Annotated in this window: 20 protein-coding genes and 2 pseudogenes; 12 read left to right on the top strand and 10 right to left on the bottom strand. The window is 63.6% G+C overall.

Annotated elements, in window-relative coordinates:
* Positions 1-909: 909 nt before the first annotated feature.
* Together J8F10_RS41125 and J8F10_RS20460 are read right to left on the bottom strand one after the other, a co-directional pair.
* Positions 910-1,035, bottom strand: a pseudogene (locus J8F10_RS41125) (IS701 family transposase); the annotation flags it as partial.
* A gap of 36 nt (positions 1,036-1,071) precedes the next feature.
* Positions 1,072-1,689: pseudogene (locus tag J8F10_RS20460) on the bottom strand (IS701 family transposase); the annotation flags it as partial.
* 484 nt (positions 1,690-2,173) lie between these two features.
* On the opposite strand from J8F10_RS20460, the gene J8F10_RS20455 reads away from it, so the two are divergent.
* On the top strand, positions 2,174-3,094 hold the full coding sequence (locus J8F10_RS20455) for a DUF1559 domain-containing protein (RefSeq protein ID WP_210656875.1): 921 nt from the start codon (positions 2,174-2,176) through the stop codon (positions 3,092-3,094).
* 118 nt (positions 3,095-3,212) lie between these two features.
* Here J8F10_RS20455 and J8F10_RS20450 read toward each other — a convergent pair whose 3' ends face one another.
* The gene (locus J8F10_RS20450) at positions 3,213-4,334 is read right to left on the bottom strand and encodes a D-TA family PLP-dependent enzyme (RefSeq protein ID WP_210656873.1); all 1,122 of its coding nucleotides are present in this window, start codon (positions 4,332-4,334) and stop codon (positions 3,213-3,215) included.
* A 286-nt stretch (positions 4,335-4,620) separates the two neighbouring features.
* On the opposite strand from J8F10_RS20450, the gene rpsO reads away from it, so the two are divergent.
* From rpsO to J8F10_RS39930, 8 genes are all read left to right on the top strand, one after another.
* Positions 4,621-4,890 carry a 30S ribosomal protein S15 gene (rpsO, locus tag J8F10_RS20445; RefSeq protein WP_210656871.1) on the top strand — a complete coding sequence of 90 codons (270 nt, stop codon included), beginning with the start codon at positions 4,621-4,623 and terminating at the stop codon, positions 4,888-4,890.
* Positions 4,891-5,051: 161 nt separating this feature from the next.
* A complete protein-coding gene (gene pnp, locus J8F10_RS20440) occupies positions 5,052-7,316 on the top strand; it encodes a polyribonucleotide nucleotidyltransferase (protein ID WP_210656869.1) in 2,265 nt (754 codons plus the stop codon).
* Positions 7,317-7,372: 56 nt separating this feature from the next.
* Positions 7,373-7,762 (top strand): DUF6941 family protein, encoded by a 390-nt coding sequence (locus J8F10_RS20435; RefSeq protein ID WP_210656866.1) that lies wholly within the window; start codon positions 7,373-7,375, stop codon positions 7,760-7,762.
* 348 nt (positions 7,763-8,110) lie between these two features.
* Positions 8,111-8,833 carry an ABC transporter ATP-binding protein gene (locus J8F10_RS20430; RefSeq protein ID WP_210656864.1) on the top strand — a complete coding sequence of 241 codons (723 nt, stop codon included), beginning with the start codon at positions 8,111-8,113 and terminating at the stop codon, positions 8,831-8,833.
* Positions 8,834-8,919: 86 nt separating this feature from the next.
* Positions 8,920-9,903, top strand: coding sequence for an ABC transporter permease (locus tag J8F10_RS20425; RefSeq protein ID WP_210656862.1), 984 nt, complete (start codon positions 8,920-8,922; stop codon positions 9,901-9,903).
* Positions 9,904-9,957: 54 nt separating this feature from the next.
* On the top strand, positions 9,958-12,531 hold the full coding sequence (locus J8F10_RS20420) for a hypothetical protein (protein ID WP_210656860.1): 2,574 nt from the start codon (positions 9,958-9,960) through the stop codon (positions 12,529-12,531).
* A gap of 71 nt (positions 12,532-12,602) precedes the next feature.
* The gene (locus J8F10_RS20415) at positions 12,603-17,012 is read left to right on the top strand and encodes a DUF4340 domain-containing protein (RefSeq protein ID WP_210656849.1); all 4,410 of its coding nucleotides are present in this window, start codon (positions 12,603-12,605) and stop codon (positions 17,010-17,012) included.
* Between the two features lie 303 nt (positions 17,013-17,315).
* The gene (locus tag J8F10_RS39930; RefSeq protein ID WP_210656847.1) at positions 17,316-18,641 is read left to right on the top strand and encodes a peptidylprolyl isomerase; all 1,326 of its coding nucleotides are present in this window, start codon (positions 17,316-17,318) and stop codon (positions 18,639-18,641) included.
* A gap of 12 nt (positions 18,642-18,653) precedes the next feature.
* Here J8F10_RS39930 and J8F10_RS20405 read toward each other — a convergent pair whose 3' ends face one another.
* The 4 genes from J8F10_RS20405 to J8F10_RS20390 form a co-directional block, all read right to left on the bottom strand.
* Positions 18,654-18,899 carry a hypothetical protein gene (locus J8F10_RS20405; protein ID WP_210656845.1) on the bottom strand — a complete coding sequence of 82 codons (246 nt, stop codon included), beginning with the start codon at positions 18,897-18,899 and terminating at the stop codon, positions 18,654-18,656.
* Positions 18,900-18,920: 21 nt separating this feature from the next.
* Positions 18,921-19,661 carry a pyridoxine 5'-phosphate synthase gene (locus tag J8F10_RS20400; RefSeq protein WP_210656843.1) on the bottom strand — a complete coding sequence of 247 codons (741 nt, stop codon included), beginning with the start codon at positions 19,659-19,661 and terminating at the stop codon, positions 18,921-18,923.
* An 89-nt stretch (positions 19,662-19,750) separates the two neighbouring features.
* Positions 19,751-20,209, bottom strand: coding sequence for a hypothetical protein (locus J8F10_RS20395; protein WP_210656841.1), 459 nt, complete (start codon positions 20,207-20,209; stop codon positions 19,751-19,753).
* Between the two features lie 118 nt (positions 20,210-20,327).
* Positions 20,328-21,278 carry a ThuA domain-containing protein gene (locus J8F10_RS20390; RefSeq protein ID WP_210656839.1) on the bottom strand — a complete coding sequence of 317 codons (951 nt, stop codon included), beginning with the start codon at positions 21,276-21,278 and terminating at the stop codon, positions 20,328-20,330.
* Positions 21,279-21,737: 459 nt separating this feature from the next.
* On the opposite strand from J8F10_RS20390, the gene J8F10_RS20385 reads away from it, so the two are divergent.
* Complete coding sequence (locus J8F10_RS20385; protein WP_210656837.1) at positions 21,738-22,007, top strand: putative signal transducing protein; 270 nt, start codon at positions 21,738-21,740, stop codon at positions 22,005-22,007.
* A 113-nt stretch (positions 22,008-22,120) separates the two neighbouring features.
* Positions 22,121-23,716, top strand: a complete 1,596-nt coding sequence (locus J8F10_RS20380) for a vWA domain-containing protein (protein WP_210656835.1) — start codon at positions 22,121-22,123, stop codon at positions 23,714-23,716.
* A 92-nt stretch (positions 23,717-23,808) separates the two neighbouring features.
* Here J8F10_RS20380 and J8F10_RS20375 read toward each other — a convergent pair whose 3' ends face one another.
* A complete protein-coding gene (locus J8F10_RS20375; protein ID WP_210656833.1) occupies positions 23,809-24,816 on the bottom strand; it encodes a glycosyltransferase family 4 protein in 1,008 nt (335 codons plus the stop codon).
* Between the two features lie 134 nt (positions 24,817-24,950).
* On the opposite strand from J8F10_RS20375, the gene J8F10_RS20370 reads away from it, so the two are divergent.
* Entirely contained in the window at positions 24,951-25,190 is a 240-nt protein-coding gene (locus tag J8F10_RS20370; protein WP_315854132.1) for a hypothetical protein, read from the top strand.
* Positions 25,191-25,237: 47 nt separating this feature from the next.
* Here the strand turns inward: J8F10_RS20370 and J8F10_RS20365 are convergent, their stop codons facing one another.
* Positions 25,238-25,945 (bottom strand): hypothetical protein, encoded by a 708-nt coding sequence (locus J8F10_RS20365; RefSeq protein ID WP_210656831.1) that lies wholly within the window; start codon positions 25,943-25,945, stop codon positions 25,238-25,240.
* Between the two features lie 110 nt (positions 25,946-26,055).
* On the bottom strand, positions 26,056-26,688 hold the full coding sequence (locus J8F10_RS20360) for a 3-keto-disaccharide hydrolase (protein WP_210656829.1): 633 nt from the start codon (positions 26,686-26,688) through the stop codon (positions 26,056-26,058).
* Positions 26,689-26,723 lie beyond the last annotated feature (35 nt).

Here is a 26,723-nt window from a genome sequence, read left to right as displayed (position 1 = left end):
ACTGATATCCGCCGGCCAGTGAGAATCCTCGAGCTGCTTCCCAATCTTCAACTTCTTCATTTCGCGGTACGAGTTCTGTTCGCAGCGATGAACCTTCCTGAACCACGTCCACCCACCAGTCGACTGGCACCGATCGTCCGTGAAATCTCCTCATCCGTGGCGGAAATAGGACCAATCATTACCGCGGAGCTCGCAATTGATTATCACTCGAGCAGTCGAGATTTTCTTCACGAAATCACCTGCGAAATGTGCAGAAACCGGAGGAAATTTGCTTTCGATACCCAGATCGAGTTGCTTTCTCCACTGGCGCGGTTACAATTGCAATAGATAAGGCACTATGGATACCTGATTAGTAATGATTCGCTATTGGTCGCTGCGAGGGGCTTGACATGGTAGAGCATCGATTCCGGGACCAACTTGCTCAACTCGATCCGACACCTATCGCAGTGCCCGTGTTCTGCGGAATGAGCGCGGGAATGAGCGCGTTCGTCCCGTGTCCTATGTTCATGGCGTTTGCGCCGAACCAGCAAGCACAGATTCAGGAAATCTACCGTGTCGCCGCAGAACGCACGCGCGAACAACTCCGCCCGAAGCGGAGCCGCATTCCGCAATTCTCGCGTAACTGACGCGGACGGAATCTCCTTCGATGTTCGTGCGAGCGGACCACACGCACGAGTGATTCTCCCAGGAGACGTGTCACGCTCTCGTGTGGTCGCGGCTCATTCTCGGGCGCGTATCTAAAACCGAACGAACGACCCGTGCCCCGCAATGCTCAAAGCACTGCGGGGCTGTTTTTGTTAACTCGTGGCGGTCCGTTCGCACTGCAGAAGATTGCGGCGATGTTCAGTCGACTGAGGGAAGAGGAGTGGGCGCTCGGAAGGGCGGCAATTCCATGCCCTCCTCGCCACAGAGGAAGCCGTAAGCGGCAAACACCAGGCTCACATGGTGGTGCCAGCCGTGCCAGGCGCGGCCCTCGAAGTGATCCAGCCCCAATTCATTTTTCAACCACTCGAACCGTCGTCGGGCTTCCGCGAGCGGAGCGGCGAGATCCTCCCGAGCGACGAGGCCGCGCGCGGTCAGTCCGTCTCGGAAGCCCGTTCCGCCAATGTACTCTGCCTCCCCGGTAACCGCGCCCGGCGCATCGCCCTCGCTGCGCAGGTCGTCGATCAACCGCAGCGCGATCTCGGCTTTCGTCGCCGGTTCGCGGTACTCGGCGGGTAGCGCCCGCTCGTCCGAGTCCGCGTGCTCGCGCAACCACGACGCCGGGAGGTACAGTCTCGCGGCGAGCGGGAAATAGCCCGCCGGCCCGACGCGCGCGACGAACACCCCGACCTGGCAGTTGATCTTCTTTCCCACCGAGCGCGCGTACTGGCGCTGGACCCCGACGGAGTGGCGCCCCTTCTTGGCAAATACGCCATCGTGTACGACCCAGATCGCGGCCGGGTCGGGCCGAGGCGCAACGGAGAAGTTCCGCACGGCCGCGAGCAGTCGTCGGGCGTCCCACGGGCTGTGGCTAACGAAGTGCTGGAGCGCCTGCCCGAGATTCGATTCGACCATCATCACCCGCCGGGCCGCGGTCGCGATCGACTCGACGTTCTTGCGCTCGGTTCGTTCGAGAAGGCCACGGACGTAGGCGCGAAACCGAAGGAGCTGATCGGAACGGTGAAATACGGGACGGAACGCCGACACGTACCCTTCAAACCGCGCCAGGCGGCTGCCCGTGATCGGGGGCACGAGTTCGGGTGTCGCTTCTCGTGCGTCCTGCGAAGCGCCGGCGCCTTCCACTGCACACCTCTCGGCGATGTCCGTCGGCAAGGAAGCGATAAGGGCGTCACATCATCGCCATAAACATCTCTATGGGTATGACAATAGTAATAAATCTCTTTGTGTCACGCACCAGCGTCCTGATGTGTCTCTCACTTCGTCAGGTCCGCAGCTCGGAGGGGCTTCCGGTGGTTGACTGGTCGATTCGACTTAAATAATTTGAAGAATTGAATTTGCGAATTATCTTCCGCACCAGTTCAGAGGGAACATGACGGAGTGGCCCACTCGCGGAGCCGTAACACCGCCTTTGCAATTGAAATTGACTACTACGAACATCAATTTAGTTCTGTACCGGTGGAGTTCGCGTTACCGTATCTCGCGAGTGAACCCAATCCAAAGGAGATTTCCCTTGAACCGCAAGACCCGGCCAAGTGCCTTCACGCTAATCGAGTTGCTGGTCGTAATTGCCATTATTGCGATCCTCATCGGATTGCTCCTCCCGGCCGTTCAGAAGGTGCGCGAGGCCGCGGCGCGGCTCCAGTGCCAGAACAACTTGAAGCAGATCGGCCTGGCCGCGCACAACTTCCACGACTCGTACCAGTTCCTGCCCCCCGCGTTCATCGGCGACAACTCCGAGAAGCTGGACGGGTGGGCGACCTGGGGCGCGCTCCTGCTGCCGTACATCGAACAGACCGCCCAGTACAATCTGTGGGACATCCGCTACGTTGCGTCCGAGCAACCGCTCCCGGCCGTTCAGACCCAGATCAAGATCTACCTGTGCCCGTCGCGCCCGACCGCGGTGCCCAGCGTGAGCGACTTCCGCCCGGAAGGGGCCGCGCTGACGGACTACGCCGCGAGCTTCGGCACGCACGCCGCGTACACGGCATCCACCGGGGCCATCATCCCGAACGTGCCCTACGTCGCGACCGATTCGGCCGGGCGCGTGTACGTCACCAAGTGGTCGAGCCAGACCAACTTCGGGAGCGTCACCGACGGGACCAGCAACACCACGATGTTCGGGGAGAAGTCGATCCGCCCGAACTCGCTGCGTGGGAAGAACGAGGACCGCAGCGTGTTCGGCGGGAACCGCAACAATACGCGCCGGATGATGGGCATCAGTAACGTGAACGGCGACACGCGCCCGCTGCTGCCGCCCGATAACCAGACCCTGCCGTTCGCCAACAGCAGCTTCGGCGGGCCGCACCCGGGCGTGACCGCCTTCGTGTTCGTGGATGGGAGCGTGAAGGCGGTCCGCGTCTCGACCGACGTGAACGTGCTCACCGCACTCGTGACCCGCGCGGGCAGCGAGGTCGTTTCTGGCGACTACTGAACTCGAAACGGTATGGCGATTGGGCGATTGTTCAAAAATGCCAAGGCGCTTGCCCGGAGGAATTCGAGCACTTCGGGCATGAGCGCGCGCACTTGCGCGCCGCTTACTCCACGACTCCTCACACGGTCAGCACCCGGACGCGCGAGGCCACGTCCCACCGACCCACGATCTTACCGCCATCCGCAATGAGAACGTGGTTGTGCAGTGCGACCGTCGGGCAGATGTGCCCGGGAAGCGCGTAGACCAAGTCGCCCGGCTTGTACGCCGCGGCTCCGGCCGTTTCGACAATGAGGTGCTCTTCGTTGTGGCCGACGGTCTTGTACTCCGGGAAGTCGAGCAGCGTCACGCGCTTCTCCAGCACCGGATCGGCCGCGACCGCCTTGTTCCCCAAATCGAGCGTCACGCGGTCCGCAGTTGGTCGGCTGATTACGCGAGTCACCAGCACCGCGGCCGGGGTGATGCCGGCCAGGTCCGCGTACTTCGGTCCGTAACCCGCATCGTGCAGCACGAACGTGCCCGGCGAGCACTCAATCCCCGGCACATCGGTCATTGCCGCGTATACAGGGAAGCTCGGAGTACCGCCGCACACGAGTCGCGGAACCGGAACGCCCTTCGCCTCTGCTTTCGCGCGCAGTTCCAACACCGGCTGGATGAAGTCGCGCACGGCCTTCTCGCGCTCGGCCCGGTCCGGCTGATTATTATGCCCGTCATAAAGCTGGAAGCCTTCTGGACGCAGCGCGGGTAGCGACCCGGCCAGTTCATAAAGAGAAAAGGCCCCGTCCCCGATCGCGATTCCGGTGCGGTGCTGACCCACATCCAGGTCGAGCACGACACCGATCTCTACCCCGGCCGCGTGCATCGCGGTGGAGAGTTCGTGGGTCATGTTTGAGTCGTCGATGAGCGTGGAGAACCGCGTTCCCGGGAACTTGCGGATCAGAGCGCCGGCGCGCCCGATGTTCGGCCCCACCAGCGGGTACGCGATCAGCACGTCGGGCGCACCCGCGTTCGCGAGCATTTCGGCCTCAGCAATCGTGGCACACTTGTGTTTCGTCACGCCCGCATCAAGGAGCATTTTCGCGATCTCGACCGTCTTGTGCGTCTTCACGTGTGGCCTGAGCCGCGCCGGACCGCCGGCCATTTCGATCACGCGCGCGATGTTCTTGCGAATCAGTTCCGGGAAGAACACCAGCGCGGGGCTGAACACGGTCGCGGTGTCGGAAAGGGCGTAGGCGGGGTGCATGGTTGATTGGCCTCGTTAAAGAAGGTGGGCGGGAGTATGAGAACCTACCCTGGCCTTCTCTAAAAATGAAAGGCGAGGGAAAATCCGCTGGCGGTAGTTTGTCCCTCTCTTTTTAGGAAACAGGCGGGCGGTGAGGGACGCGACCGGTGCCGCACCGCATTTTCCCCTCTTGTCACCTAGTCGGGTGCCGGTACATTGCATAAATCCAGAAAGAGTGTGTAACTAAACGTCGTTTCGTAACTGATGGCAGGAGTGCGACGCGGCGGAGGAAGCGGAGACCGGGACGATGTCGATCACGAAGGAAGAGAAGTCCGGACTCATTACCCAGTTCCGGCGGGACGATACGGACACCGGGTCGCCCGAAGTGCAAATCGCGTTGCTCACAAAGCGGATCAATTCCCTTACCGAGCACATGCGGGCGCACAAAAAGGACTTCTCCAGCCGTCGCGGGCTGCTGAAGCTAGTCAGCCAACGCGCCGACTTGCTCAAGTACCTGCGCCAAACCGATCGCGACCGCTACTTGGCGGTCATCGGGAAGCTCGGGCTCCGCAAATAGCTCCGCCTTCAGCGGTGCGTCGAAAGTCATAACGTCGAAAGTCGTAAAGTCGCAATCACGGTCGCGTCGTCAGCCGCACGGATTCGACTTTACGGCTCCCCGACTCTACGCCTTTCGGCTCAAGAGACGCTCCTGCCGGCAAAACGGAAAGGGTCACATCCGTGCCGGTTAATCCAGCTCGTGTTGAATGTCAATTTGGCGGCCGTACTCTCACCCTCGAAACCGGGAAACTCGCAAAGCAGGCTCACGGGGCCGTCCTCGTCACCTACGGAGAAACGTCCGTTCTGGTGGCCGCCGTAGAAGGATCGCCGATCCCGGGCCGCGACTTCTTCCCGCTCCAGGTCGAGTACCGCGAACGCACCTACGCCGCGGGCAAGTTCCCCGGCGGGTTCATTAAGCGCGAGACGCGCCCCAGCACCAAGGAAACGCTCACCTCTCGCCTCATCGACCGCCCCTCGCGCCCGCTGTTCCCGACGAACTACTTCAACGAAGTGCAGATCCACTGTACGGTCATCTCTTCCGATCGGGAGAACGATGCGGACATGCTCGCACTCATCGGGACGAGTGCCGCACTGCACGTTTCGCACATCCCGTTCCTCAAGCCCTACGGCGGCCTCCGGCTCGGGCGCGTGAACGGCGAACTCATCGTTCTGCCCACCGCCACGCAGATGGAAGAGAGCGACCTCGACCTGATCGTGGCCGCAACCCGCGACGCGGTGTGCATGATCGAGGGCTTCGCCCGCGAAATGCCGGAACAGGAAATGGGCGACGCGATCATGGAAGCGCACAAGCAGTGCGCGGTCCTGATCGATGCGATCGAACAACTGCGTACCGAAGCCGGCCAGGGGCCGAAGGTGCTGCCCCCCGCGACGCCGGACAATCCGCTGGCGGAAGAGCTCTACGCGAAGTACGGCACGACCTATCGCGAAAAGTATCTGACGAAGGGCAAGAAGGAGCGGAACGCGGCGCTCGACGAACTCAAGGATGAAGTGAAGAAGGTCTACGTGCCCGAAGGCGAGACGAACCCGAAGTGGACCGCGGCGCAGGTGTCGAGCGCGATGAGCGTGCTGCGCGAGCGCGTGTTCCGCGAGATCACGCTCGGCGGCACCCGCATCGACGGCCGCGCGCCGAAGGATCTCCGTAACCTCTCGGGCGAGGTCGCTGTGCTGCCCCGGACGCACGGTACGGCCGTCTTCCAGCGCGGCGAAACGCAAGCGCTGGTCGTCGTCACCCTGGGCACCGTCGCCGACGAACAGAAGGTGGACGGCCTCCAGGACGAGTACTCGAAGAAGTTCTACCTCGATTACAACTTCCCGCCGTACTCGGTCGGTGAGTGCAAGCCCATCCGCGGCCCGGGCCGGCGCGAGATCGGCCACGGGATGCTCGCCGAGCGCTCGCTGAAGGCCGTCATCCCCCCTCCCACGCGGTTCCCGTACACGATCCGCCTCGTGTCGGAAATCCTCGAATCGAACGGCTCGTCCAGCATGGCGAGCGTGTGCGGCGGGACCCTCGCGCTGATGGACGCGGGCGTGCCGATCAAGCGCCCGGTAGCCGGAATCTCGGTCGGCCTCGTGATGGAGAAGGACAACTTCACGCTGCTGACCGACATCCAGGGCGACGAGGACCACTACGGCGACATGGACTTCAAGGTGGCCGGTACGCAAAAGGGCGTCACCGGCATCCAGCTCGACATCAAGGTGGACGGCGTCAACGAGGCGATCGTTCGCGGCGCCCTCGAGCAAGCAAAAGAAGGTCGGCTGCAAATCCTTAAGGTGATGCTCGCGACCCTCTCGGCCCCGCGCAAGGACATCAGCCGGTGGGCACCGCGGTTGATCCAACTGAAGATCAACCCGGAAATGATCGGCAAGCTGATCGGCCCCGGCGGGAAGATGATCCGTGCCATCCAGGAAGAGACCGGCGCAAAGATCGACATCGAGGACGACGGCACCGTGTCGATCGCGTCGGCCGACGCCGAGAGCGTGGAAGCCGCGCGCCGCATGGTGGAGGGTTTGACGGCCGAAGTGAAGGTCGGCGCGGTCTACGACGGGAAAGTGATCTCGATCAAGGAATTCGGCGCGTTCATCGAGATCGCACCGGGCCGCGACGGGCTGTGCCACGTCTCCGAACTCGACTCCGGGTTCGTCCAACGTCCAGAAGACGTAGTCCAGATCGGCGACAAGGTTCAGGTGAAGGTGATCGCGATCGACGATCAGGGCCGCGTGAAACTCTCGCGCAAGGCACTGCTCGCCCCGCGTGAGGACGACGGCAGCGGAGGCGGAGGCGGTGGTGGCGGCTACGGTGATCGTGGCGGCGGTGGCGGTGATCGAGGGGACCGCGGTGGAGATCGCGGGGACCGGGGCGGTCGTGGGGGCGACCGAGGCGGGCCGCGCGGAGGCGGGCCGCGCGGAGGCGGGCGCCGCGATTAAGTGAGCAAACGCACTGGGGGCTTCGGCCCCCAGTTTCGTCCAGCGGGAGGCTTACAATGGCCGTGATTCCGACCGCAAAGGCAGTGTATCTGTGCGAAGAAGTTGATGTCGAAGGCGGGATGACCAATCTCTATTCGCTGTTCAATGTAATTTCGCCGAGCGAGTACCCGTACACTCTCAACTCATTCACCTGCTTCGCCCAACTGGTCGGCGGACTTGGCGAGGTGCCGTTTCACATCGACGTGCGGCGCGCCTCCGACGGGCAACTCGTTCATAATACCTACGTTCGGACAATTCACTTCCCGGATCGCGTTACGCAAATGCAACTCGTAATGCACATTGAGGGGTGCGTTTTTGAGGTTCCCGGGATTTACCTCGTCGAGTTGTACTGCGACAATACGTGGGTAGCGGATGTGGCCGTTCGTCTCCGGGAGGGCACCAAATGACCGACGAGACACCAAGGAAGAAGCGCGCCCGAAATCCGTACCTCGAATGCGCCAACAGTATTTTGGTGCAATTTACTCTTCCCCCCGCCCCACTCGACGAGACCCGCGAACGGAGGGGACGCCCGGAGCGCAGCCCATCACTCCCACCACTCGACGAACCCAAAACAACCGACAACGAACCGGCGAAATGAGCGCGATTTTGTCCGCACGGAGCCCGCGACGGGTCACGAGCCCGTCGCGGGCTCCGTCGTTTCACCGTAACCTCTCGGCGCTGCGCCCTTGCCGCGTTTCGCGTCGCGCCTTAACCGTGTAGCAGACGGCCGCACGCGAGCAGACTAAGGACACGAGATGATCGTCGTCGAACACCTCACGAAGTATTACGGCGAGTACCACGCCGTGCGGGACGTGTCATTCGAGGTCGAGAAGGGTCAGGTGGTCGGGTTCCTCGGTCCCAACGGGGCCGGGAAGTCCACCACCATGCGCATCCTCGCCGGGTTCCTCACCGCCAGTTCGGGCAAGGCCACCATCGGCGGCAAGGACGTGTTCTGGGACCCGATCGAGGCCCGCCGGCGCATCGGGTACATGCCGGAAAGCTGCCCGCTCTACACCGACATGCGCGTCGACGAGTACCTCCGCTTTCGCGGCGGGCTGAAGGGCCTGAGCCGCAGCGAGTGCAAGAAGCGCCTGGGGTTCGTGCTCGACCGCTGCTGGCTGAAGGACGTGAGCCGGCAGATCATCGGCACGCTCTCGAAAGGCTACCGGCAGCGCGTGGGCCTGGCCGACGCGCTCCTCGCCGACCCGCCCGTTCTCATCCTCGACGAGCCGACCGCGGGCCTCGACCCGACGCAGATCCGCGAGACCCGTAAACTCATGCGCGAGCTCGGCGAGGTCCACACGATGCTGCTGTCCACCCACATCCTGAGCGAAGTCGAAGCGACGTGCGATTCGGTCATCGTGATCTACCAGGGCCAGGTGGTCGAAGACGGGTCGCTCGCGGCCGTGCGCAAGCGGCACCGCAACAAGCCGCTCGAAGACATCTTCGTGCAGCTCACGGGGCAAGAGGGGATTTAGGCGGTGATCGGCACCGCGGAACGCGATTGCGTGGGTCCGACCGAACACCGAGAGCCGAGTGCAGAACACGCGCGAGGAACGAGCGAATGCGAGCAACGTGCAGTCTGATCCGCCGCGAGTTCGCCGCGTACTTCACGGGGCCGATCGGGTACGTCGCGCTGTTCGGCTTCCTCGTGCTGAACGGGTTGCTGTTCTGGCTCGTGATCGGGTTGCTGACCGAGAAGGGGCCGCAGGGCGTCGAGTACCCGATGCAGGTGATGCTCGGCGGGGCCGAGAACCCGCCCGGCGCGCTGGTCGCGGGGGTGCTGTTCTGGGGGCTGTTCCCGGCCGTCACCGGCATCATCACGTCGCGCCTGATCGCGGAAGAGCGCGGGAGCGGCACGCTCGAATCGCTCCTCACGGCCCCGATCCGCGACTGGCAGGTCGTGCTGGCCAAGTTCGTCGCGTGCTTCGCATTCTACCTGCTGTTGTGGGCCACGACGCTGGTCTACGTGCCCGTGCTCGCCGATCTTCGCGCGGAGTGGCAGTGGAACTTCACGCTCTATTCAGTGATGCTGCTCGTGGGCGTTTTCCTGCTCGTCTCGGCCAAACTCGGGTTCTGGTTCGAGTCGAACGGGTGGCTCGTGCTGTTGTTCGGGCTGCTCGGGTTGGGGTTGGCTGGTGCTGGCGGGTACTTGCACGCCACGAAGGACGCCCGGCACCTCGTCCACGTCACTGCAAACATCGACCCGATGCCGGTACTCACGTCGTACCTCGGCGTGGTCCTGGCTGGTGCGATGTTCCTCGCCCTAGGGTTGCTCGTTTCGAGCTGGGTGAAGAGCCAGTTGGTCGCGTGGATGCTCTCGCTGTTGCTCGGATTGGGCTTCGTCCTGCCGGCCGCACTGCGCTGGCAGGTCGATTCGGGGAGTCAGTGGGACGCGCTGCTGTACTACGTCAGCGTACCGGAGCACTTCCGCCGCGACTTCACCCGCGGCGTGATCGACACCCGCCCGCTGGTGATGTACGTCACTGCTACGCTGTGCTGTCTCTACCTGACCGTGCGCTCGCTCGAAGCCCGGAGGCTCCGGTAGCCGATCCGCTGGCGGTGCCGGGTGAAACACGAAACACAAAACGCGAATTACGTCATGGCCACTGATTCACGCCAACGCACGACCTGGGGCAGCCGGTTCCGGTTCCTGATCCGCGCCCTCGGGGCCACCGGCTTCATGGCGGTCGTGGTCGGGCTCCCGCTCGCCTCGGTTTCGCTCCCGCGCGTCGATCTCGTGTCATGGAGCGGTTGGCGGTCCGTGCCCGATGTGCTCAAGGCCGGAACCGATGGGGCACACGGCGACCTCGCGAAATTCGCTGCGTGGGCGATCATCGGCGGTCTGGGCGCGGTGGCACTCGCGCTGGTGGCCGAGGCGCTCGGGTTGCTCTTCGGTGCGACCCGACGAGCCGCCGCGAGCACGACCGCCACGATCGGCGCGATCGCAGCGGTCGTGCTGCTCGTGTTCGTGAACATCTACTCCTTCTCGCACTCCTCCCGGTACGACTGCACCCGCGACCAGCGGTTCACGCTGCCGGCGGAACTGGCCGGGGAACTGCAAAGGCTCCGGACCGGCACCCCCACGACCATCGTCGTTCTCCAGATGCACAACTTCGGTACGCTCTCGCCGAAGCGCGACTCGTATACGAAGGCGGCCGAGGAAAAGGTGACGGAAAAGGTGCGCGACCTCGTGGACCAGTTCCGGCAGTTCGGTCCGCAGTTCAACGTGGCGGTTCTGGACTCCGAAGCGTTCGGGTACGAGGCGGAACTGAAGAAGCTGACACAAGACGCGCCCGAGCTGAAATCCGCGATCGATGCGGCCCCGGAAAACAGCATCTTCTTCTACGCGAACAAGCGCGTCCAGCGGCTCTCGTTCAACGAGTTCATGCAACTCGATAAGACCGCGAGCAAGCAGAACCCGGGGGGCGAAAATCTCGTTCTGCTGCCGCAAGGGATCGACACGTTCGCCCGCCGTGTCCTTACCGTACAAGAGCGCCGGCCCAAGGTGGCTGTGTGCGTCGTACACGAGTTGCTCACGACAAACGCCGACGCGCCGAAAAACCGGTTCGCCCTCGCGGGTCTGAGGAAGTCGCTCACCGCTCAGGGTTACGACGTGGTCGACATCGTGCTGAAAAAAGGTTGGGCGAATGCGCGTGCCCTCACGGACCTCAAGCCGGCCGCGGACACGCGCGAAGAAAGCGCCCTTGAGCGCCTCGAATGGGAACTCGAGAGCGCGGACGCGGCTTCGGTATCCGCGCGGGCGGAAGTGGCTCAGTTCGAGGCCATTCACGGGCTGATTGAGAAGATCAAGGGGCGCCCCTGGGAGGAGCGCAAAGCGTTCTACCAGCGGTTCGTGCGCGGGACCGTTACCGAAGACAACGAATCCTCTCTGCTCGCGTACCTCGCCAAGCGCCTGAAGCGCGCCCAAGACGAACTCGAAGAAGCGGGCAAGAAGAAACAGGAAGCCGAAAAGCGACTCGCGGAGGCGATGAAGGACGAGCGCCCGCTCCAAGACCGGCGCGTGACCGACGTGGCCGCGAAGTTCACCAAGCAACTGGCCGACGTGGACCTGCTCATCGTCCCGCGGTACACGACCGAGGACGCAATGGAGGGGCCGGGGATCGAGGCCGGCTTACACGCCCTGAGCAAAGAGCAGGCGAAAGTAGTCAAAGAGTTCATGAAACAGGGCAAGCCGGTGCTCGCGTGTCTGGGGCCGATCACCCCGCAAGTGCCACCAGCCCCCGGGGAATCGACCGAGGAATTCGATAAGCGGCTGGCGCTCGAACTCACCGGTGCGTCCGACGACTTCGAGAAAATGCTCGCCGAGCGCGGCATTGAACTCGGCCGCACGGTCGTCCTCTTCGACGGCGAACCCCGGGCGATCACCCGGGGCGGCCAACTCGGTAGCAGCGCGTCGAAGGTTCCGCCGGTGCGCCTCACGGACCCGTCGACCAATCCGGCCCTTCGAGCCAACCCGGTCGCTTCGGCCGCCCTCTTGACCGGGCGCACGGCTGAGGAAGCACTCGACATCGAGCTCCGGGCCGTGCGCCCGGTCGCCCTCGCGAGCGAGTGGCAGGCTCGGCAGCCGTTCGCCGCAGAGTTCGCGTTCACCGCCGCGGACAGTTGGAACACCTTCCAGCCGTTCCCCCGTATCGATCGGAGCGGGCGCCCGAGTTGGATGCCCAAGTACACCCCGACCGGGATCGACGATCCGAAAAAGGGCACACGCGACGAGGAGCGGCGCGGACCGTTCCCCATCGCCGTCGCTGTCGAGAGTAAAATCCCGGCCGCGTGGGTAGACGAAGACTACGGGCGCCAGGAGGCCGCCGCCGCGCTGCTCAGCCCACTCGACGGGATCTTCGCCACCGGGCTCTCGCTCGCCGCCGATAAGCTCGAGCGCCCGACCCAGAGGACGGTCGTTTTCGGGAGCGGAACGTTGTTCAACGCTCTGAAACTGGCCCCGCCAGAGGAAAAATTGCTGCTCCACACGGTCAACTGGCTGACCGCGCGCGAGGACCGGTTGCCCAAGTCGGATTTGCCCGCGTGGCAATACCCCCGCGTCGAACTCGACGATCGCACGAAAAACTTGTGGCAGCTCGGCACCGGCATCGGGCTCCCTCTCGCTGCGGCCTATATGGGCCTGCTCGCGATGATGCGCCGGCGGATGCGGTAAATACGCGAGTAACGAGTGCTGTCTTCTTGGCCCCGTGGGGCTGTAACACCGGCACCTGTTGGTAACTGAGAATGAACTGGAAATCGACCATCGCCCTCGTGATCCTCGCGGCCGGCGCCGGCGTGTGGCTGTGGAAGGGCGACACGTGGGCGCCGAACGTCGGCCGGAAGCCCGCGCCCACGGACCCGTCCGCACTCACCGCGCTCGAAGCCGACTTCACCCCCGCGACCGTGACCCGCGTCGAGGTCCAACCGGCGACCGGCGAGGCGTTCGTTCTCGAAAGGGGCGCAAAGGGCTGGACCCAACCCGGCAACTGGCCGCTCCGCTCCGTCGAGGCGGACGAACTCGTTAGCGTACTCGCGAACCTGCGCACCCGGTTCCAGCCAATTGCACTCGCTGAAGGCGCCGACCTCACGGTTTACGGACTCGCGGACGCACAGAAACCGCTCACAGTGAAGGTGACCGCCAACGGCAAAGAGTACGTCCTCAAGTGCGGCGAGCCCAAACTAGGCGCGGGCGAGACCGCGTTTACGAGGGCCGCGTTCGTCCGCGTGAACGGCACCAACGAGGTACTCAAGCTCGGCCCGGACGTCATGCCGGTACTGCTCCGGCCGGCCGAGGCGTACCGGCGGCGCCAGCTCTTCTCGGACGTGGAGCGCGTGAAGGTCGCGGGCGCCCCGTCGTTCGCACTGCCCGGGGCGCCGCCGGAGCCGAGCCTCCCCACAACCGTCACGCTCCCCGGCACCGCGGTCGAGGAGATCCGAGTCACCAGCAAGAACGCGACGATCTTCGGTCTGACGCCGTGGCCCTCGACCGGCAACTTCACCCTGAAGCGCACCGGCCCGACTCCGTCACCGACTGTCACCGTGCGGGGCGCGGAGGCGGTCGTGCAGACCGATCGGCTCGCAGACGCATGGACCCTCGACGCCCCCGTGCGCGACCGGATCGACCCCGCGAAGCTCCAACAGATCCTCACCGCGCTCCCGGAACTGTGGGTCGAAGATTTCGTGCCCACCGCACACGGCGGCCAAACGGCCGACCAACCGTTCGCCCTCGCGCGCCAGTTCGCGGTCCCGGCGGAACCGTTCTTTGCCGCAGTGGTGCGACTGCACCCCGAAGTCGTTCCCGACCCGCGCGAGGAACTGAAGAAATCCAAGCAGTCCGTCAGCGTGCGGCTGAAAGACGGGAGCACGGTCACGGTGAAGTTCGGCGGGACCGCGAAGGTCACCGAGCGCGAGGAGATGGTTACGATTCCCGGCCCGATGGGGATGCCGCCGCGCACCATCCCGCGCAAAGTGCAGAGCACTTATCGGTACGCACAAATCGAAGGCAATCCGCAGGTCTTCACCGTTGCCGCGGACAAGTTGGACGGCCTGTTCGCGAAGGCGAGTGACTTGGTGGACTCGTCCGTTGCGCGGTTCGCAACAGACGAGGTGCAAGCGGTCACGATTGCCGTGCCCGGCAAGCCACCAATCGCTCTCACCAAGAAGAAGGGGAACCCGAAGGCGACCAAGGACGACGAGAAGCAGGACCGCTGGCTCATCGACCAGAAGCCGAACCCGCTGCTCGCGGACGCGGCCCGTGTCGATGATCTCATCAACCGGCTCGCGGGGTTCCGCGGCGATCCTTCGACCGACCTCTACCGGGCCGATTCCAAGGTCCACGGCCTCAGCCCCGCGACCGCGACGACCATCACCGTGGTCGCCCGCGAGAAGCGTCCCGAAGGCGAACCGGAAGCGCCCGCGCGGGAGTACAGGCTGTTCGTTGGGACGCCCGATTTCGCGAAAAGCAAGCTCCCGATTCAACTCGCGGGCTGGTCGCGTATCACGCTCGCTGATGACCGCGTTGCGGGCGCGCCCGACGCCGCGGGGTGGCTCGCGCCGAAGCTGTTCCCGGATCGCGTGTCCGCAATTTTCACGCGCCCGGCCATCGCCTACCGCGGGCGCAAGTTGCTCGATACGGCTGATGCGAAGCTCGTTGCGCTGAGCGTGGACGGTCCGCTCGGCTTCTCACTGAAGCAAGAAAAGGGACCGGACGCACGTGAGGGTTGGAAACTCGTCGCGCCGATCACGTCCGACACCGACCCGACGAACGTGGCCGGGCTACTGACACAACTCAACGGCCTCCAGGCCACGGAGTTCATTGCCGAGCGCGCCGCGAATCCCGCCGAGTACGGGCTCGATAAGCCGAAACTCACGGTCCAACTCACGTTCGGCACCGACCGCACGTACAAGCTCGAAGTGGGTCACGCGCGCCCCGGCAAGCCGACCGAGGTGTTCGCCCGGCTCGACGGCGGAAACGTGTTCGGCCTCCTCGCGACCACCACGGAGGGCCTCGCGGCCGGTCCGCTCGGGCTCCTGCCGCTGCAAGTCTGGAACGTGCCGGTCGAGAAGATTACGGGGGCGGAAATCACTCGCCTTGATGCGACGACCGATTCGTTCGCGCTCGCGAAGGACGGCACGAACTGGAAGCTCTCCGGCCCCTTCACGGCCCCGGTACCGTTCGTTACCGCGCAACCCATGCTCACGGGGTTGGGTACCCTGACCGCGACCAAGTACGAGTCACTTTCCGCAGCGGACCCGGCAAAGTTCGGGTTCGACAAGCCGCTCGCCAAGGTGAAACTGAGTTACACCGAAAAGACCGGTGACGCGGACCGCAGTGTGACCAAGACCGTTGTCGTCGGTGGTGTCACGCCCGGCGGGTTCGACCGCTACGCGAAGCTCGACGAACCGGCCGCTCCCGTGTTCGTGCTGCCGGCGGGGTACCTGTTCGGGGTTCAAACGTCGCCACTCGCACTGATCGATCGGAACCTGCTGTTCCTCGACACGGCGAAGATCGCGAAAGTGCAGATCAGCGGTGAGAAACCGGAGAACGCGGTCGCGCTAGCGAAGGACGATAAAGGTGTGTGGAAAGCCGACGGTGCCACGTTCACCGTCGATACGGTCGCGGCCGGACAGTTGGTGTCGCTCCTCGCGCCTTTACCGGTCGAACGCTTGGCCGCTTACGGCGACGCGGTCAAGTGGGCCGACTTCGGGCTCGATAAGCCCGCGTTCACGCTCACCATCGCGCTCGGCGGCGACAAGCCCACCACCCACAAGATCCAGATCGGAAAAGCCGACCCGCTCGGCGGGCGGTTCGTGCGCGTAGACGACGGCAAGGCAGTCGGTGTGATACCCGCGGGCGCGGTGCCACTGCTCGCCCGCACCAAACTGGAGTTTGCTGACCGCACCCTCCTCGCGTTCGACCCGGCCGCGCTGAACGGATTGCTGCGAGCGAAGGGCAAAGAGGAACTCGAACTCGCTCCCGCCACGACCGTCGGTTGGGACGTGGTGAAGCCCGCAAAACAAAAAGCGGATCAGCCGCTGATGGACGAACTTGCCGAAGCGCTCGGCCGGTTGCGGGCCGAAAAGGTCGCAGCGTTCGGCAAGAAGGAGGACGTCTTCAAGCAATACGGCCTCGAACCGCCCGAAGCGACCGTCACGCTGACCGTCGGCGAGAAGGCCGAGCAGAAGGTGTTGCGATTGGGTCGCCCCGTAGATGCTGCGAAGCCGGACGGCGATCGCTACGTTGCCGTCGAGGGCACCGGCCCCGACGCGACCGTGGGCGTTCTGAATGGAGCGCTCGCGCAAAAACTGCTTGCCGCACCTGTGTCCTTCCGCGACCGCACGCTCGTCAAGTTCGTGGACGCGGACAAGCTCCAACTGGAACGCGGCGACCGGAAGGTCACCTTCTCCAAAGTGAACGGCACCTGGAAAGTCACAGCGCCCGTTTCGGCCGACGCGGAACAGGCCGCACTCGATGACTTGGTGAACGAACTCGGCAAGTTGCGCGCGAGCGACTGGGTTGCGGAGAAGCCCACGGACCTGAAGCCGTTCGGCCTCGACAAGCCGGAAGCGACGTGGACCGTCTCCAACGGCGACAAGACCGTGCTGACGCTCCTGGTCGGCAAGACCGCTCCCGACGGCCGCGTTTACGCGAAGGCCGGAACGGGCGGCGTGGTCGCGCTGCTGGGCGTTCCGCAAGCCGGGAAGGTGCTCGCGGAGTACCGCGCGCGGAAGCCGTGGACGCTCGATGCGTTCCAGGCGGAAACGGTCGAGATGACTCGCGGCGACAAGACTTTTACGCTCCAGAAGAACGGTACCGCGTGGACCGATCCCGCGGCCCCGGGCGACACGATTAGCGTCCCCGCCATCACGGAACTGCTCGGCAGCCTGACCGCGCTTCAGGTGGAGCGCTTCGCGGTGGACGAAAACGGCGACCCGAAACTCTTCGGGCTGGATAAGCCGGAAGTGACGCTCACGGTCACGTTCAAGGACGGCAGCAAGCGCGTACTCGGGGTCGGTGGCGTGGTCGGCGGCACGAACGACAAACAGCGCTACGCGCGCGTGATCGACAAGAACCGCTCGGAGGTGTTCGTTCTCTCCGCGGCGGACACCGCGCGCCTCACACGCGACCGCACGACCTACATCCAGAAGAAATAGGCAAAATAAGCGGTGCGCCCGGTGAACGAGCCGTGACCGCGAGGGAGCGGGACTTCCCGGGTGTTGGGCAGAACATTGGTTTGAGAGAGCAACCGCTCGCAGAGCGAGCGGACCACACTTTCCCCACCTCTTTGTCCGTCGCGTTTTGGTAGCACGTCCACGGTCCAAGTTTCCAGCTCCGGGACGCGCCTCCCGCTCTCTCGCGGTCGGGGCTCGTTCAACGCGGCGCTTCTCACTTGCACTTCTGTCAGTCCACGCTATACCGCAGGTCGCAATACTCGTATTTCTGCGCTGAGGGCTGGCATGGACGCCGCGAACCCGCTGTGCCGCTGTTTACTGTTGGCCGCCGGACTCGTCGCCGTGATCGGGTGCCAGTCGGATAAGGGCAGCCGAATCGCGCGCGGTCAGTTCCCACAAGCTGCCGACCCGATCGCGCCGGGCGCCCCAATTGCCCCGCCCGCCCCGGCGGTGCCGGTTCCGGGCTCCCCCGTTTCATCCCTGCCCGCCGACCCCCTCGGCCCGATCGCACCGGCCCGGCCGACCGATCTCGCGCCCGTGGTTCCCGCCGTCGTGGGCGCGGTCGCGGGCAGCCCGGTGCCGCCGGGACCGAACGGGCCGATCGAAAAAGCGAGCGCGGTCGGGGGCATCAGGAACATCGCGACCGCGACCGACCTGCTCCGAACGAGCGTCCCGCGCATCAAGGTCGTGGCCATCGTCGGGGCGAACAACGTCATCACCGACCAGGAGGTGATCGAGGCCGTGTACCAGCAGTACCGCGAGCTGGCCGCGCTCGAAGGCGCCGCCCGCACCGCGAAGCAGAAGCAAATGTACGCCCAGGTACTGCGCAAGACGATCGAACGCGAACTGGTCCTCGACGACATGTACGCGAAGCTGAAGAAGGCCAACAAGATGAACGTCATCGACGAGATCAAGGAGTTCGCGACGCAATCGACCGACCGCCAGATGCGCATGATCCGCACCGAATCCGGGGCCAAGTCGGACGAAGAGTTCGCCGCGGTCCTGCGCGCCCAGGGGCTCACCGTTCAGGTGCTCCGGCGCCAGTTCGAGCGCCAGATGATGGCCGAACAATACATCAGCAGCGCGCTCCGGGAGAAGACCCGCCGCGCCGGGCTGGGCGAGATCCGCGACTACTACGACCGGCACCCCGATCAGTTCCAAGCGGCGGACCGCGTGAAGTGGCAGCACCTGTTCGTTGCGGTGAAGAACTACAAAACGCCCCAGGACGCACAACAGCACGCCACGGGGCTGTGGCAGAAGGCGTCCGCCGGGGCCGACTTCGGCGAACTCGCGGTGAAGTTCGACGAGGGCCTCGCGAAGCAGCAGAAGGGGTTCGGCACCGGGGAGAAGCACAACGAGATCCAGCCCGTCGACGTGGAATCGACCGTGTGGTCCCTGAAACCGGGCCAGGTCAGCGGCGTGATCCAGACCCCGACCGGGTACCACATCGTGAAGGTGGCCGAGCGCGACTACGCCGGCGTGCAGCCGTTCGATACGGCCGTCCAGAGCAAGATCCGCGAGAAGCTGACCAAGAACATCATGGACACTGAGTACAAGAAACTGGTCGAAGAGTTGTGGCGGAAAAATAGCGTCTACGTGTTCCCGGAGTGATCCGGCAGGCAGTCACTCCGCACCCGTGTCGCGCCAGCGCGCGGCGACCACTCCGGGTTTGCCGAGTACCCACCCGGTTTCGACCCGCACGTGATGGCCCTCGTACACCGAATCTTGGAGCCAGCCCTTGCAGGCTTCAACATCGACCACGGTGAAATCGGGGAGCTGGCACTTCACTCCGTGACGGTCACCGATGAGGTCGTACAAGTCGTTCCACGCATCGACCCACCGCATCTCGATTCCGGTGTTCGTTGCCATGCTCGCTCCATTTCGCACCCGTTACCCGCTCTTCCGCGGGTTCGGGTAGTGCTCCTGCATGACGTTCTTCATCTCGCGGACCGCGCGTTCCATGCCCACGAGCACCGCGCGCGACACAATGCTGTGCCCGATGTTCAGTTCTTCCACGCCCGGAATGCGCACGACGGGTTGCACGTTCCAGTAATTCAGTCCGTGGCCCATGTGAACGTGGAGCCCCAGCCCCACTGCCCGCGCGGTCGCGGCGCGGAGCTTCTCCAGTTCGTGCTGAACGGCGGTGCCCTTCGCTTCGGAGTAACTGGCGGTCTGGAACTCGATGGCGTCCGCGCCGAGGCGCACGCTCTCATCGATCTGCGCCGGGTCCGGGTCGATGAACAGCGAAACGTGAATGTGCGCGGACTTCAGTTTCTCGATCGCGCCCCGAACACCCGCGGCGTTGGCGAGCACGTCCAACCCGCCCTCGGTGGTCAGTTCCTGGCGCTTTTCGGGCACGAGCGTGGCTTCGTCCGGCTTCACCTTGAGCGCGATCGCGATGATCTCGTCGTAAGCCGCCAGTTCCAGGTTCAGGCGCGTGGTGACGGTCTCGCGCAGGAGGTACACGTCGCGATCTTGGATGTGCCGCCGGTCTTCGCGCAGGTGGATCGTGATTCCGTCCGCGCCGCCGAGCGTCGCGAGAACGGCCGCGGCGACCGGGTCCGGTTCGTTCGCCCGGCGCGCCTGGCGCACCGTCGCGACGTGGTCGATGTTCACACCGAGGCGAATCATGTTCGGAGTTCCAAGTTCCAGGTTCCAAGTTGAAAACGGTTCCCGTTCGGTTGCTTTCTCGCTCGAAACGTGGAACCCGGAACTCGGAACTATCTGGCCGTAAAGCGGGAGAGGTAATCGAGTACAGCGCGGTACCGGTCGAGCTCGCGGGTCAGTACTCGGTACCCGAGTAAGACGACCAGCGCGTCCAGCACGCGCTCCGCGATCGGGCTGACGATCGCGACCGAGAACCACACCGAGAACAGGAAGTAGTTCAGTGCGAGCAGCGCGACGGCCAGCGGGAACGCGACCTGGGCCGTGCGGCTGATGCGGTACCGCGGGTCAAAATACATCTGCATCGCGAGCCGCACTTCGGCCCACATTTGCGCCAGGAACCATCCGCGGCGCGCGGGCTCGTGCGGCTCCGGCGGCGCGAGGATCGTTCCGACCGGCGGGGGCGGGAGCAGCCGCATGAGCGGCAGGATCGCGGGCGGAATCAATGGCATCGCCGGCTCTTGGGCCGCGGGAGCCGGGGGCGGGGACGGCTGTACGCTGGTCTGCTCGGTCATGCCCACTTCCTCGGGCGGAGCGGTTCGCAACGCTGATAGCGTAATGCGTTGCGAACCGCGTGAACAGGGGACTTGGCACCTGAGTGCGCCCAGGTCCGGGCGCACTATAACGGGTTGCTCACTTTTCCGAAATCGGGCTCGCCTTATCCGCGGTCGGAAACTCTTTCGGCAGCGCGAGCGTCACTTTGCCGGTCGCGGCCCACTCGGTACCGCGGGTGACCGTTCCGGCGAAGCCCCAGCAGCGCATCGCGTTCGCGTCGTGGCCCATCGGGGTGTGGAACACGCGGCCCTTGCCGTAGCTCACGGTCCAGATCATCGGCTCGTGTACCTTCGTGCCGCTGGAGTACGCGGTCGCCAGGATTTTGACGTTCTCGATCGGGCCGCGCATGTTGTCGTACAGTTCGTCGCGCGTGTGCGCCCACTCCTTCGGCATCCCCTTTGTGACCGGGTGCTCGGCGTCGCGCACCTTGACCGTGAACGGCCCGGTGTAGGCGTGGTTCGATCCCTTATCTTGGCCCGCGTCGACGATGACCTCTTTGCCCTCGTCGTCGTACTTCAGGCGCTTGCCGAACTTCGCGTCGCGCCAGCCCATGCCGATCATCTGGTTGTACTCCTTCCACCCGGTGAAGGAGTTGTTCGCGGCGTGAACCACAACGAAGCCGATGTCGCCGCTCTTCAGGAGCGCGTCGAAGTCGTCGTTCAGCCCCTTGCCCCACGACTCGCCGTTGTAGTTACTCACGACGACTTGGTAATCGCTCAGTTTGGGGCGGAACTCATCGAACGCGGCCTTGTGCTTCTTGCGTAGGTCGGCCGCTTGAGCCTCGTGTGCCTTCTTCTGTTCGGCCGTCGCGTCCTTCGCGAGTGCCGGCAGTTTTAGAGCCGGTGGACTGGTCGCCACGTCCACCGTGAAGCGGCCCGCGTCCTCGAGTATCTTCTTCAGGATCGGAGTCGTTTGTTGCCAATTGTGATTGTTCTGACCGTCAATGATAAGAGCCTTGATCTTCGGGTCGGCGGCACTGGCGTGCAATGCGACGAACGCCGTGAACAGGAACGCAGCAAGGAATCGCATATCAGAGGCTCCAATTGTTCCGTCGAGGCCGTGAAGTCGTGCTCGCAGGTGTGGTAATAGCGGCTCGAAAATACCCGTCCGCGTCGGACGACTAACATTTGCTAACATTTCGGCCCGGCATGGGGTCGCGATCGGCCGCGTGCAGCTCAAAACACTGATATTTTCAGTGTATTCAGTTCGCTCTCTGTTATCAGAGGGCACCGAATACGACTAACAATTGCTGACACCCGCTAACATTTTTCCCGTCTCAGCGATTAGAACGGATCAGCGTCGCACTTCGTATTCAGTGGATACCCCAATTATGGCCATTTAGTGTACCGAAATCCAGTAAAATATATTCCGAGTGAAGCGATTACGAGACGTGGGACGCGGCATTTCGTCGGAATTCAGGCGTATCGGTACGGGGATTGCGGCCACACCCCAACAGAACAAAATGATTCTTCGCCCGGGGACTACGCGATGACAACTGAAACGCACGAACAACACGACGTGGTGAAGGTCTACTCCGGCTCGCTGGTAACGGCCGAGTTGTACCAGCAGGCTCTCAAAGAAGACGGAATCGAGAGCACGGTCGTCGGACTGAACCTGAGTGCGAGTTTCGGAAGTGCGATACCGAACTCGGTGGAACTGATGGTCCGAAGCGAAGATGCGGAGAAAGCATCGGCCAGCATCAAACAGTTCGAGAACGAGAACCAACCGCTTGCCGATGAGAATCCGATTGCGACTTGAACCGTGGCCCATCGGGATTCGTACCGGAGTTTGGGAATAAACCACCCCGCGCGGCGTCAGGTTTCCAGCAAGCAAGTCAGCGGTCATCCCAATCACCGGGTACGGAGCACGTCATGTCCCAGACAAACCCGAACGGGTTGCGGAAGCGGTACGTACACGTGGTTGCGTTCGCACTTACTGCGAGCGCGGGCCTCGGTTTCACCGGTTGCGGCGGCGGCCAAGGGCCGCACGAAGCGAAGATGAGCGCGGACGGAATGGTGGCCCAGTCCGCGCCGGACTCGTTCAACAAGCAAAACGCCGAAAGCTACAGCGCGATCGTGGAGAACGAGTACCGGTCGCCGCTCGTCGAACCGCGCTCGACGTTTTCTGCAGACGTGAACACGGCTTCTTACTCGAACGTGCGCCGGTTCATCAACGAAGGCAAGCTCCCACCAAAAGACGCGGTTCTGTTGGCGGAGTTCGTGAATTACTTCCCGTACCAGTACCCGGCGCCCGCGGGCAACGATCCGGTGTCACTCACGCTGGACATTGCCCCGTGCCCCTGGAAGACCGAACACAAACTCGCTCGCATCGGCGTTCACGCGAAAGACCTGTCGCCGGACGACATGCCCGCGCGGAACTTTGTGTTCCTCATTGACACATCGGGATCGATGGCCGCCTCGAACCGGCTGCCCCTTGTGAAAGAATCCCTCATCCTGCTCGTTAATCGACTAACCGACAAGGATCGCGTCACCATCGTGACCTACGCGGGCGAAGCCGGCTTAAAGCTCCCAACAACTCCGGGAAGCCGTAAGCAAGTGATCCGCGACGTCGTGAGCAGCCTGAATACGGGCGGCGGTACTAACGGCGAAGGCGGGATCAAACTCGCTTACGAGATGGCCCGGCGCAGCTTCATTGAGGGCGGGGCGAACCGCGTCATCCTCTGTACTGATGGCGATTTCAACGTCGGCGTGTCGAACCAGAGTGATCTGCGCCAACTTATCGAGAAGGAGCGGGCGAGCGGGGTATTCCTGTCGGTTCTCGGCTTCGGGATGGGCAATTACAAGGACGACCGACTCAAGGAACTCGCGAACTACGGCAACGGTCAGCACGCCTACATCGACACCATCGCGGAGGGTCGCAAGGTGTTCGTCGAGCAGGGCGGGGGGTTAGTGTGTGTTGCAAAAGACGTGAAGTTCCAGGTGGACTTCAACCCGGCGAAGGTGAATGCCTACCGCTTAATCGGCTACGAAAACCGCATCTTGAAGCAGGAAGATTTCAAGAACGACGCGAAGGACGCGGGCGACATGGGTAGCGGCCACACGGTGACGGCGCTCTACGAGATCGTGCCCGCGGGCGTGAAGATTGATCTGCCCGACGTGGACCCGGTGAAGTACCAAAAGCCCGCGCAAACGAAGGGGAACGCGAGCGAGTGGCTGACCGTGAAAATGCGTTACAAGCAACCCGATAGCGAACAGAGCAAAGAGCAGTCGGCGGCACTCAAGGGTGCGGGCGCGGCCTCGGGCGGCGAAGACTTCCGGTTCGCGAGCGCGGTAATCGAGTTCGGGCTGATCCTCCGCGACTCGAAGTTTAAGGGCGATGCGAACTTCGACCACGTCCTCGAACGTGCCCGCGGCGCGATGACCTTCGACCCGAACGGTCACCGCAAGGAGTTCATCGAGTTGGTTCAGAAGGCCAGGAATCTGAGCACGAGTAACGTGCGGGAGTGAACTGAACCACCCGTTCGTTGGCACTCGCGGTTCGCCAAGCACCTGGGCGAACCGCGAGTGCCAACGAACGGGTGGAGTAACGCCGCGCGGATTCACCTGACTGGCACCAAGTTGTTCACGAACTGTGAAGTGCAATTCTCCCAGGTGTACCGCGCGCCCTCTTCCGCACACGCCGCGGGATTTCCGCTCACGAGCGCGCGCGAAACCGCACACCCCAAGTCATCATCGAGCGCCCCCAATTCGTCCCGCGTCACGATGTCCACAGGGCCAGTAACCGGGTACGCCGCGACCGGTAGCCCGCTCGCCAGTGCTTCGATGAGCACAATGCCGAACGTGTCCGTGCGACTCGGAAAAACGAACACGTCCGCCGTGGCGTACACTTCGCCGAGCGCTTCGCCTTTGCGGTAACCGAGGAACACGGCTTCGGGGTACTTGCGTTCCAACTCGGCGCGGGCGGGACCGTCGCCGACAACGAGTTTCGTGCCAGCCGATTTGAGCTTCAAGAAGTCATCAATCCCCTTCTCGTGCGAAACGCGACCGACGTAAAGTAGGATGGGGCGCGGATAGGTCGTGTCCACTTTCGGGCGCGGGCGGAAGGTGCCCAGATCGACCCCGCGCGACCACCTGCGTATGGGCGCCCGGAACCCGCGGCTCACGAGTTCCTTCTCCAAACTCGGCGTCGCGACCATCATGCACGACGAGCGCCCGTGGAACCACTTAAGGAATTTGTAAGTGACGCTTTCGGGCACGCGGGCGAGGTGCTTGAGGTATTCCGGGAACCGCGTGTGGTACGACGAACTGAACCGCCACCCCATGCGCCGACAGAATCGGCGAACCCAGAAGCCGAGCGGCCCCTCTGTAGAAATGTGGACGTGATCCGGCCGGAATTTGCAGACGCGCTCGTAGACGCGCCCGGTGCGCATGACGCAGAGCGGGATCTCCGGGTAGAACGGCACCGGGAACTGCGGAAAGCCGGTCGGTTCGATGACCTCGACCGCGTGCCCCTGTTGGCGGAGCAGTTGGGCGGTGGTGTCGAGCGTTCGCACGACGCCGCTCACCTGCGGGTGCCACGCATCGGTCGCGATGAGGATTCGTGCCATTCGGGAAGTTTCGAGCTTCGGGTTCCGAGTTTCAAGTTCCCCCGCGTGTGGGTCGCGTGAAGTGTTGGGTGCGCGTATTTGGCGTTTGGGTCGGGTGGATTGTTTCGCCCGTTTGCGAACCGGAGGTTGGTACCGTGCCTGATCCCGATAAACGGATGCTCCGCGACATCAAGCGGGCACTCAAGAAGCGCGGAAACAAGCACCGCCGGGCGGAACTCAAGAAGAACCTCGCGACCAACCCGGACGAGGCCGCGCACGCGGAAGAAGACCTCGGCGGCTACCGCTCGGACACGCTGAACAAGCTCGATAACGACAGCACGCGGAAGAAGAAGGGCGCGGACAACGAAGAGAAAAGAGGCGACCGAGACGAGTAGCGCCCGCGTGCGTCGAGTGCAGGCGCCATTGGACTCGGTCGGTGCCGTTACTTCACGGTGCGCTTCAGAATGAAGTGGACCGTCGTAACGGACGCCTTGGCATCGGGGGCGGTCGGGTTCGTCGTGGACACGAGTTCGTAGCCCTCTTTCGCGAGCCGGTTCAGTTCCTTCTCGGCCTCCTCTTCCTTGCCGACGGTCAAAGCAACAATGCGGAACTCGGTGCGCGGCGGAGGTGGGGCCTTCTGGAAGTAGTACACCGTCACGCCCTCGGCTTCATCCACCGTCTTGGGCCGATCCGCCCCTTCCTTGGCCAGCGCGATCACGAGCCGGTTATTGGTGATCTCGACAACTCCCAGCCCCCGCGTCTTCTTCCCGCGCACGGGAACGATCTCGACATCGATCGCGATGGGCGATTTCGTCGGGTCGAGCGTGTACTCCATCGTGGTGGCGCTCGCGGTCGGCGTGCGCGCTTCGATCACGATCTCGCTCTTGGAGATGATCGTCTCCCCGCGCACGAGCGTCGTGCGCGAGGGCGCGAAGCCACCCCCATCGGCGGCGACACCGCCGGGGCCACCGAATCCACCCTTCTCTCGTACCGCGGCGACCGCGGCACCGTTGTACGTCGCCACGAGCGTGTACTTGCCGTCAATCGACGGCGGTGGCGGTGCTTTGGGTATGGGCGCGCGGATCTTTTCATCGGCCCGCGTACTCGTCAACACAATCAGAACGGCCGCAAGGGGGAGGAGCTTCCGCATGAGCGCGATCCTCGGAGTTGTGGGCAGCGCGTAACCACGATCCAAGATACCCGTCGCGCCGAGTCGCGTGCAAATGATAATGAAGTGAGGCAAACCAGGGCGGTCTCGTTTCACTTTTTCGTGGGCAGCTCTTCGATCGTGATGTTCTTGTAGAACACCTTCGCCTTCGCGCCGCCGTGGATCTGGAGCCCGATCACGCCGCTGCGCTCGACCTTGTCGTCCGCTTCCGTGTAGTCCACGGTGAGCGTGCCGTTGAGCCACAGTTTGATGCGCGGACCCTCGCACCGGATCACGTACTCGTTCCAGTCGTCGTGCTTCACCAACTTCTCGATCGCGTCTTTGGCGGGCTTCGCGAGGATCTTGTTTCTGCGGCTCTCGTCGTACAGTGCGCCCCAATAGTCCTGACCCGCATCGGCCTGGTAGCCGCTCACCTCGTGGTCGTTCGGGATGCGTTTGGTGCGGAACTGGACGCCCGCGTTGGCTTTTGCTTTCTCCCCGGTGAGCTTGAACGTGACCTTCAGCTCGAAGTCCGCGTAGGTCTTCTTGGTGCAGAGGAACTCGTTTCGCGGTACGACGGCGTCGAGCGTGCCGCCCACGATGCACCCATCTTCAATCTTCCAGGTTTTCTCCGTGTCGCCTTCCCAGCCAGAGAAGTCTTTGCCGTTGAAGAGAGTAACTGGCTTGTCGGCGGCTGTGACGGCAGTCGGGAGCATCAGCAGCAGTGCGGAGAGGACGGGCTTCATGTGTTCTCCTACGGGCGGTGACGACATTCTGAACA

This window comes from Gemmata palustris (genome assembly GCF_017939745.1).
GTDB lineage: Bacteria > Planctomycetota > Planctomycetia > Gemmatales > Gemmataceae > Gemmata > Gemmata palustris.
This window is presented reverse-complemented; position numbering and strand designations above follow the sequence as displayed.

What these genes read in the sequence shown, in the direction of transcription:
- J8F10_RS20450 (WP_210656873.1), bottom strand. Translation starts at nt 4,334, where the DNA reads ATGCACCCCGCCTACGCCCTTTCCGACACCGCGACCGTGTTCAGCCCC.
- rpsO (WP_210656871.1), top strand. Translation starts at nt 4,621, where the DNA reads ATGTCGATCACGAAGGAAGAGAAGTCCGGACTCATTACCCAGTTCCGG.
- J8F10_RS20435 (WP_210656866.1), top strand. Translation starts at nt 7,373, where the DNA reads ATGGCCGTGATTCCGACCGCAAAGGCAGTGTATCTGTGCGAAGAAGTT.
- J8F10_RS20430 (WP_210656864.1), top strand. Translation starts at nt 8,111, where the DNA reads ATGATCGTCGTCGAACACCTCACGAAGTATTACGGCGAGTACCACGCC.
- J8F10_RS20425 (WP_210656862.1), top strand. Translation starts at nt 8,920, where the DNA reads ATGCGAGCAACGTGCAGTCTGATCCGCCGCGAGTTCGCCGCGTACTTC.
- J8F10_RS20420 (WP_210656860.1), top strand. Translation starts at nt 9,958, where the DNA reads ATGGCCACTGATTCACGCCAACGCACGACCTGGGGCAGCCGGTTCCGG.
- J8F10_RS20415 (WP_210656849.1), top strand. Translation starts at nt 12,603, where the DNA reads ATGAACTGGAAATCGACCATCGCCCTCGTGATCCTCGCGGCCGGCGCC.
- J8F10_RS39930 (WP_210656847.1), top strand. Translation starts at nt 17,316, where the DNA reads ATGGACGCCGCGAACCCGCTGTGCCGCTGTTTACTGTTGGCCGCCGGA.
- J8F10_RS20405 (WP_210656845.1), bottom strand. Translation starts at nt 18,899, where the DNA reads ATGGCAACGAACACCGGAATCGAGATGCGGTGGGTCGATGCGTGGAAC.
- J8F10_RS20400 (WP_210656843.1), bottom strand. Translation starts at nt 19,661, where the DNA reads ATGATTCGCCTCGGTGTGAACATCGACCACGTCGCGACGGTGCGCCAG.
- J8F10_RS20395 (WP_210656841.1), bottom strand. Translation starts at nt 20,209, where the DNA reads ATGACCGAGCAGACCAGCGTACAGCCGTCCCCGCCCCCGGCTCCCGCG.
- J8F10_RS20390 (WP_210656839.1), bottom strand. Translation starts at nt 21,278, where the DNA reads ATGCGATTCCTTGCTGCGTTCCTGTTCACGGCGTTCGTCGCATTGCAC.
- J8F10_RS20385 (WP_210656837.1), top strand. Translation starts at nt 21,738, where the DNA reads ATGACAACTGAAACGCACGAACAACACGACGTGGTGAAGGTCTACTCC.
- J8F10_RS20380 (WP_210656835.1), top strand. Translation starts at nt 22,121, where the DNA reads ATGTCCCAGACAAACCCGAACGGGTTGCGGAAGCGGTACGTACACGTG.
- J8F10_RS20375 (WP_210656833.1), bottom strand. Translation starts at nt 24,816, where the DNA reads ATGGCACGAATCCTCATCGCGACCGATGCGTGGCACCCGCAGGTGAGC.
- J8F10_RS20365 (WP_210656831.1), bottom strand. Translation starts at nt 25,945, where the DNA reads ATGCGGAAGCTCCTCCCCCTTGCGGCCGTTCTGATTGTGTTGACGAGT.
- J8F10_RS20360 (WP_210656829.1), bottom strand. Translation starts at nt 26,688, where the DNA reads ATGAAGCCCGTCCTCTCCGCACTGCTGCTGATGCTCCCGACTGCCGTC.